The organism is Kitasatospora sp. NPDC059146 (assembly GCF_042786665.1).
In the GTDB taxonomy this organism is placed as follows: Bacteria; Actinomycetota; Actinomycetes; order Streptomycetales; family Streptomycetaceae; genus Kitasatospora.
In genome coordinates, this window is sequence record NZ_JBHZCY010000001.1 from 185,023 (window position 1) to 192,306 (window position 7,284).

The window sequence follows — 7,284 nt, forward strand, 5'->3', positions numbered from 1 at the left end:
GAAATGAGCGACACTGGAGGGTCTGCGTCAGACCCAGTCAGTCAGCCTGTCAGCCAGTGGAGGGCTCCCCCGCGTGAACGACGGACCGCTCATCGTCCAGAGCGACAAGACTCTCCTCCTGGAGATCGACCACCCCAAGGCCGCCGACTGCCGCCGCGCCATCGCCCCGTTCGCCGAGCTGGAGCGGGCGCCCGAGCACGTGCACACGTACCGGGTGACCCCGCTCGGGCTGTGGAACGCCCGGGCCGCCGGGCACGACGCCGAGCAGGTCGTCGACGCCCTGGTGAAGTACTCCCGCTACCCGGTGCCGCACGCCCTGCTGGTCGACGTGGCGGACACCATGGGCCGCTACGGCCGGCTCCAGCTGTCCAAGCACCCCACCCACGGGCTGGTGCTGACCACCACCGACCGCCCGGTCCTGGAGGAGGTGCTGCGCTCCAAGAAGATCGTCCCGCTGGTCGGCGCCCGGGTCGACCCCGACACCGTGGTGGTGCACCCCTCCGAACGCGGCCAGATCAAGCAGGTGCTGCTCAAACTCGGCTGGCCCGCCGAGGACTTCGCCGGCTACGTGGACGGCGAGGCGCACCCGATCGACCTGGACGAGAACGGCTGGCAGCTGCGCCCGTACCAGTCCCAGGCCGTCGAGGGCTTCTGGCACGGCGGCTCCGGCGTCGTGGTGCTGCCCTGCGGCGCCGGCAAGACGCTGGTCGGCGCCGCCGCCATGGCCCACGCCAAGTCGACCACGCTGATCCTGGTCACCAACACCGTCTCGGCCCGCCAGTGGAAGCACGAGCTGGTCAAGCGCACCTCGCTCACCGAGGACGAGATCGGCGAGTACAGCGGCACCCGGAAGGAGATCCGCCCGGTCACCATCGCCACCTACCAGGTGATGACGACCAAGCGGAAGGGCGTCTACGCCCACCTGGAGCTGTTCGACGCCCGCAACTGGGGCCTGGTGGTCTACGACGAGGTGCACCTGCTGCCCGCGCCGGTGTTCAAGTTCACCGCCGACCTCCAGGCCCGCCGCCGGCTCGGCCTGACCGCCACCCTGGTGCGCGAGGACGGCCGCGAGGGCGACGTGTTCAGCCTGATCGGCCCGAAGCGCTTCGACGCCCCGTGGAAGGAGATCGAGGCCCAGGGCTACATCGCGCCCGCCGACTGCTGCGAGGTGCGGGTCACCCTGACCGACTCCGAGCGGCTCGCCTACGCGACCGCCGAGCCGGAGGAGCGCTACCGCTTCTGCGCCACCACGGCGACCAAGCGGCGGGTGGTGGAGGCCCTGGTCAAGAAGCACGAGAAGGACCAGACGCTGATCATCGGCCAGTACATCGACCAGCTGGACGAGCTCGGCGAGGCCCTGGACGCGCCCGTGATCAAGGGCGAGACCAGCAACGCCCAGCGCGAGAAGCTCTTCGACGCCTTCCGGAACAAGGAGATCGGCGTCCTGGTCGTCTCCAAGGTCGCGAACTTCTCGATCGACCTGCCCGAGGCCACGGTGGCCATCCAGGTCTCCGGGACCTTCGGCTCCCGCCAGGAGGAGGCCCAGCGCCTCGGCCGGGTGCTGCGCCCCAAGGCGGACGGGCACTCGGCGCACTTCTACTCGGTGGTCGCCCGGGACACCGTGGACCAGGACTTCGCCGCCCACCGGCAGCGCTTCCTGGCCGAGCAGGGCTACGCCTACCGCATCATCGACGCGGACGACGTCCTCTAGCGGGCCTCAGTACCGGACACCGTCGCGCCCGAGGAAGATCACGCGCGCGGCGGTGTCCAGCGCGATCCCGACGTTGCGCACGGCGGTGCTCAGCGGGTTGCGGTGGCGGCCCTGGACGGCGGTCGCGCCGGCCGGGCCCGTACGGGGGTTGCGGTTCTCGGTGCTCATGTCTCCAACGGTAGGCACCCGGACGGCCCAGGGCATCACTCCGAAGGCCGTACCCACCAGGACGGACGTCCTCCTGCGGGTGTACGGGACCCCCGGCACCCCCTGAGACCTGCGGGGCTGGAACCCCGAGGCGCACGGGTCTAAGATCGTCCGTCTGCCCCCTCCCGAACCGTGGTACCTGGCGCGTTTTCCGCCGGCAGCCGGGGGAGGTGCCGACCGCACGGCAACCGGTCGGCTGTACCCCACCGTGAGCTCCATCGATCCGCTGCGCCCGCCTCCGGGGCAGCCGGGAAGGTTCGCTGTGCCCGCCACCCCCACCACCGACCCGCTCCAGCGCGAGCGCGACCACCTGGCCTCGTCCCGGTCCGCGCTGCGGGCGATGCGCGAGGACGTCCAGTCCCTCGACATCCGCGACGTGACCGGCACCTGGGTCACCGCCGTCATCCTGCAGAACCAGATCGAGGCCAGGATCGCCGCCCTGGCCGACCTCTCCGACACCCCGCTGTTCTTCGGCCGGCTCGACTACCTCCACGCGGTCAGCGAGGAACTCAGCGAGGGCGGCGGGGGCGAGAACTTCTACATCGGCCGCCGGCACGTCCACGACGCCGACGGCGACCCGATGGTGATCGACTGGCGCGCCCCGGTCTCCCAGCCGTTCTACCGGGCCAGCCGCAAGGACCCGATGGACGTCGAGCGCCGCCGCCGCTTCGGCTACACCGGCGGCGAGCTCACCGCCTACGAGGACGAGCACCTCACCGACCCCGCCGAGCAGGAGACCTCCTCCGCCCTGCTCGCGGCCGAGATCGAGAAGCCCCGCGTCGGCCCGATGCGCGACATCGTCGCCACCATCCAGCCCGAGCAGGACGAGATCGTCCGCTCCGACATCACGGGCACCATCTGCGTCCAGGGGGCGCCCGGCACCGGGAAGACCGCGGTCGGCCTGCACCGCGTCGCCTACCTGCTGTACGCCCACCGCGAGCGGCTGGCCCGGACCGGCACCCTGGTGATCGGGCCGAACAACGCCTTCCTCTCCTACATCGAGCAGGTCCTGCCGGCCCTCGGCGAGCTGGAGGTCGCCCAGGCCACCGTGCAGCAGTTGGTCGCCCATGTCGAGGTGCGGGGCGAGGACGACCCGGAGGCGGCCCGGCTCAAGGGCGACGCCCGGATGGCCGAGGTGCTCCGCCGGGCCGTACGGGCGGGCATCACGCTGCCCACCGAACCCTGCGTGGTGGTCCGCGGCTCCCGCCGCTGGCGTGTCCCGGCACACGAACTGATCGGGATCATCGAGGAGTTGAAGGCCCGCGAGGTCCGCTACGGCGCCGCCCGGGACGCCCTGCCGCAGCGCATCGCGCACACCGTGCTGCTCAAGATGGAGCAGGGCGGCGAGGCCCCGGACGACCGGGTGCAGGACGCGGTGGCCCGCAACGCCGCCGTCAAGGCCGTGGTCAAGGAGTGCTGGCCGGCCGTCGACCCGGCCAAGCTGGTGCTGCGGCTGCTCTCCGACCCGGAGTTCCTGGCCGCGTGCGCCGAGGGCGTGCTGACCGCCGAGGAGCAGCGGGCGGTGCTCTGGCCCAAGCCCGGCCGCTCGGTGAAGACCGCCCGCTGGACCCCCGCCGACGCCGTCCTGGTCGACGAGGCGACGGACCTCGTCCAGCGCACGCCCTCGCTCGGGCACGTGGTGCTGGACGAGGCCCAGGACCTCTCCCCCATGCAGTACCGCGCGGTCGGCCGCCGCTGCACCACCGGCTCGGCGACCGTCCTCGGCGACCTCGCCCAGGGCACCACCCCGTGGGCGACCGCGAGCTGGCCGGACGCCCTGCACCACCTGGGCAAGCCCGAGGCGCACGTGGAGGAGCTGACCAAGGGCTTCCGGGTGCCCGAGGAGGTCATCGCCTACGCCTCCCGGCTGCTGCCCGCGATCGCCCCGGGCCTGGCCCCGGCGACCTCCGTCCGCGACACCCCCGGCGCCCTGGACATCCGCCCGGTCGACGGCGCGGAGCCGGACCTGGACGCGGCCGTCCTGGCGGCCTGCCGGGAGGCGCTGGAGCACGAGGGCTCGACCGGCCTGATCGCCGCCGACGCCCGGATCCCCCGGCTCGCCGAACTGCTCACCGCCGCCGGACTGGCGCACCTCTCCCCCGGCACCGAGACCAGCGCCGAGAGCCGGCTGACCCTCGTCCCCGCCTCACTGGCCAAGGGTCTGGAGTACGACTACGTGGTGCTGGACGAACCGGCCGCGGTGGTGGCCGGCGAGCCGGACGAGCGGACCGGCCTGCGCCGGCTGTACGTGGCGCTCACCCGTGCCGTCTCCGGCCTGACGGTGCTGCACGCCGAGCCGCTGCCGGAGCAGCTCGGGTAACGCGCGGAAGGGGCCGGTCCCGGCACCGGGACCGGCCCCTCCGACAGGGTCGGGCGCCTGGTTCAGGCGTCGATCATCGCCCGCCACTCGGCGACCTTGGCCGCGTCGACCGGCGTCAGCCAGCCGTCGGCCCGCACCGCGCCGCCGACGTGGAAGGCGTCGAAGCCCTCCGCCCGCAGCCCCTCGACGTGCTCGGCCCGCAGGCCGCCGCCGATCAGGATCCGCTGGGCGTACCCGGGCTCGCCCGCCCGGGCCAGCTCGGCGGACAGCACCTCCCGGCCGGCGTCCACCCCGGCGGCCGCGCCGGAGGTGAGGAAGGTGTCCAGCCCGGGCAGGGCCCCGACGGCGGCGCGCAGCGCGGCCCGGTCGGCGCTGTGGTCGATCGCCCGGTGGAAGGTCCAGCGGCAGCCGGCGATCGCCTCGGCGACGGCCGTGGTGGCGGCCAGGTCGACGGCGCCCCCGGCGTCCAGGAAGCCGAGCACGAACTCCTCGGCGCCCTCGGCCCGCAGCGCGGCGGCCCGGGCGCACAGCTCGTCGAGGTCGCCGGGGGCGAAGCCGTCCCGGATCCGGAGCATGACGCGCAGCGGGAGGTCGACGGCGGCCCGGATCCGGGCGAAGTCCTCGACGGAGGGGGTGAGTCCGTCGGCGGCCATGTCGGTGACCAGTTCGAGCCGGTCGGCGCCGCCGGACTCGGCTGCCTGGGCGTCCTGGGGCGTCAGCGCGATGACTTCGAAAATTGGTCTAGACATATCAGACAGCCTGCCACATCCCCCCGCCCCCGGCGAGACCCGCACCCCCGTTCCGGTCACGCCGGGAGCGGGGGTGCGGTCACGCCGGGGGGCGGGGACGCGACAGGCCAGTGGTGGAGCCGGTCACACCCGTCCCGGCACCATCCCGAAGGACTCCTGCCGACCGAACCGCCGCTCCGCCAGCGCCACCAGGACCAGCACGGCCAGCACCGGCACCGCCACCGGCAACAGGTGCGAGACCCCGCGGGCCTCCCGCCAGATGTTGAACAGGCTGCCGGGCCCGGTCAGCACCAGCACCGCCAGCCCCACCGCGGCCGGCCCCATCCGCCCGCGCAGCCCCGCGAAGGTCAGCAGGGTCGGGGCGAGCAGCAGCACCACGAACCACTGGAGGTCCAGCCGGAAGCTGGTGTCGTCCCAGTCCTGGACCACCTCCAGCACCCCGCCGACGACCGCCGAGGCCAGCACCAGAGCGGCGGTCCGCAGGTTCGGCCGGGGCAGCAGGTCGGTCGGCGCGACGGCCAGCAGCAGAGCGGCCACCACGAACGGCAGCGTGGCCATCCCGATGTAGCCGACCCACCAGACGTCGAGGCCGCCCGGCTCCCAGACGGCCCGGCCCAGGTCGTACAGCCCGATGGCGCCCAGCAGCAGCGCGGTGACCCGGACGGCCGTCCACCGCCCCAGCAGGGCCGCCACCCCGAGCAGCAGCGCGGCCGCCGGCGGGGCGAACGCCCGGACGTGGTTGCCGAAGGAGTCGTCCCAGGCGAGCCACCTGGTGGTCCGCTCCAGGTGGGCGGCCCAGGGCACCATGGTGGCCCCGACCGCCGCACCGGCGATCATCGGCGCTACCAGCGCGAGCAGCCGTCCGGCCGCCGACCCGCCGGTCAGCCCCAGCCGCACCCGCAGCCCGTACACCGCCAGGCCGAGCACCTCCCGGGCCAGGGCCACCCGGCCGCCCGCCGCCGTCGTGTCGGCGAACACCTCGGCCAGTTCCTCGCCGCGCTCGTGCCGGTAGCGCGCCGGGTAGAGCCGCAGCGCGGCCCGCAGCACCGCCGAGGGCGCGGGGCCGATCACCGGCATGGTCATGAGAGTCCTCCCCCCGTCGCGGGCCGTTCCCCGGCCCTGCCCGGCAGCATCGACCGGATCCTGGTCAGCCGCCGCTCCGCCTCGGTGGCCACGGCCCGCAACCGCCCGGCCTCGGCGGCCAGCGCGTCCCGGCCGGCCGCGGTCAGCGCGTAGCTGCGCCGGGCCCGGCCGTCCACCACCTCTTCGGCGGCGACCTCGATCAGGCCCTGGCCCAGCAGCCGGTCGAGGGCGCCGTACAGGGTGCCGGTACGCATCTTGACCCGGCCGTCCGAGATGGCGGCGACCTCCTGGATCAGCGCGTAGCCGTGTCTGGGCTGGTCGGCCAGGGCGGTGAGCAGCAGCAGCGTGGGCTCCTGCATGGAGCGTTCTGTCATACGACTACATATATCGTCAACCTACCTATAGGTCCAGCGCCGGCCCGTGCCGATCCGACCCGATCCGACCCGGTCCGACCCGCCTCGCCCCGACCAGACCCGCCACAATGTGCCCCATGCCGACCGAGGACCTGCTCACCGCCTGGACCGCCCTGCTGCACCGCTGCGGCGCCACCGACGACCCCGAGCCGTACGGCCGCGAACTGCTGCGCCGCTGGTCGGACCCGCGCCGCCGGTACCACACCGCCGAGCACCTGCGCGCCGTCCTGCGCCACGTCGACGCGCTCGCCGGGCACGCGGCCGACCCCGACACCGTCCGGCTCGCCGCCTGGTTCCACGACGCCGTGTACCGCCCCGACCGCACCGAGAACGAGGAGCGCAGCGCCGCCCTCGCCGTCCGCGCGCTGACCGCCGCCGGCCTGCCCGCCGAGCGCGTCGCCGAGGTCGAACGGCTGGTCCTGCTCACCGTCGGCCACGCCCCGGCCCCCGGCGACCGCGACGGCGAGGTGCTCTGCGACGCGGACCTCGCCGTCCTCGGCGGCACCCCCGAGGCCTACGCGGCGTACGCGGCCGCCGTCCGGGAGGAGTACGCCTTCGTCCCCGAGCCGGACTTCCGCACCGGCCGCGCCGCCGTCCTGCGCCACCTGCTGGCGCTCCCGGCCCTCTACCGCACCCCCGACGCCCACCGGCGCCTCGCCGAACCGGCCCGCACCAACCTCACCACCGAACTCCAGCGCCTGGAGGACTAGTAGTGCTTTGTTAGGTCGGGGCTGGTCTTGGTCTGGGCAGTGGTCGCTGGCAGGTCGGGCATGTGCCGTTCCAGGTGGCCAGGAGGTGTTG

At 74.0% G+C, this 7,284-nt stretch carries 7 protein-coding genes; 3 read left to right on the forward strand and 4 right to left on the reverse strand.

The genetic code is table 11. The features are described 5' to 3' along the window. The first annotated feature begins 73 nt into the window (after window positions 1-73). Window positions 74-1,711, forward strand: a complete 1,638-nt coding sequence (locus ACFXPX_RS00910; RefSeq protein WP_380638945.1) for a DNA repair helicase XPB — start codon at window positions 74-76, stop codon at window positions 1,709-1,711. Window positions 1,712-1,717: 6 nt separating this feature from the next. Here ACFXPX_RS00910 and ACFXPX_RS00915 read toward each other — a convergent pair whose 3' ends face one another. After that, a complete protein-coding gene (locus tag ACFXPX_RS00915; RefSeq protein WP_375888673.1) occupies window positions 1,718-1,879 on the reverse strand; it encodes a hypothetical protein in 162 nt (53 codons plus the stop codon). Between the two features lie 301 nt (window positions 1,880-2,180). Between ACFXPX_RS00915 and ACFXPX_RS00920 the strand changes: the two genes are divergently transcribed. Beyond that, window positions 2,181-4,238 carry a HelD family protein gene (locus tag ACFXPX_RS00920; protein ID WP_380638947.1) on the forward strand — a complete coding sequence of 686 codons (2,058 nt, stop codon included), beginning with the start codon at window positions 2,181-2,183 and terminating at the stop codon, window positions 4,236-4,238. Between the two features lie 62 nt (window positions 4,239-4,300). On the opposite strand, the gene ACFXPX_RS00925 is transcribed toward ACFXPX_RS00920, so the two are convergent. The 3 genes from ACFXPX_RS00925 to ACFXPX_RS00935 form a co-directional block, all read right to left on the reverse strand. Next, window positions 4,301-4,987, reverse strand: a complete 687-nt coding sequence (locus tag ACFXPX_RS00925; protein ID WP_375888678.1) for a copper homeostasis protein CutC — start codon at window positions 4,985-4,987, stop codon at window positions 4,301-4,303. Between the two features lie 123 nt (window positions 4,988-5,110). After that, window positions 5,111-6,070 carry a hypothetical protein gene (locus ACFXPX_RS00930; RefSeq protein ID WP_380526325.1) on the reverse strand — a complete coding sequence of 320 codons (960 nt, stop codon included), beginning with the start codon at window positions 6,068-6,070 and terminating at the stop codon, window positions 5,111-5,113. Continuing rightward, on the reverse strand, window positions 6,067-6,444 hold the full coding sequence (locus tag ACFXPX_RS00935; RefSeq protein ID WP_375888681.1) for a PadR family transcriptional regulator: 378 nt from the start codon (window positions 6,442-6,444) through the stop codon (window positions 6,067-6,069). Before ACFXPX_RS00935 ends, ACFXPX_RS00930 begins: the two co-directional genes overlap by 4 nt. Before the next feature lie 116 nt (window positions 6,445-6,560). Between ACFXPX_RS00935 and ACFXPX_RS00940 the strand changes: the two genes are divergently transcribed. Then, a complete protein-coding gene (locus ACFXPX_RS00940; protein WP_380638949.1) occupies window positions 6,561-7,193 on the forward strand; it encodes a hypothetical protein in 633 nt (210 codons plus the stop codon). Window positions 7,194-7,284: the final 91 nt, after the last annotated feature.

Excerpts from the sequence above, each read along its gene's own strand:
- ACFXPX_RS00940 (WP_380638949.1), top strand. The coding sequence starts at position 6,561 with ATGCCGACCGAGGACCTGCTCACCGCCTGGACCGCCCTGCTGCACCGC.
- ACFXPX_RS00925 (WP_375888678.1), bottom strand. The coding sequence starts at position 4,987 with ATGTCTAGACCAATTTTCGAAGTCATCGCGCTGACGCCCCAGGACGCC.
- ACFXPX_RS00915 (WP_375888673.1), bottom strand. The coding sequence starts at position 1,879 with ATGAGCACCGAGAACCGCAACCCCCGTACGGGCCCGGCCGGCGCGACC.
- ACFXPX_RS00930 (WP_380526325.1), bottom strand. The coding sequence starts at position 6,070 with ATGACCATGCCGGTGATCGGCCCCGCGCCCTCGGCGGTGCTGCGGGCC.
- ACFXPX_RS00935 (WP_375888681.1), bottom strand. The coding sequence starts at position 6,444 with ATGACAGAACGCTCCATGCAGGAGCCCACGCTGCTGCTGCTCACCGCC.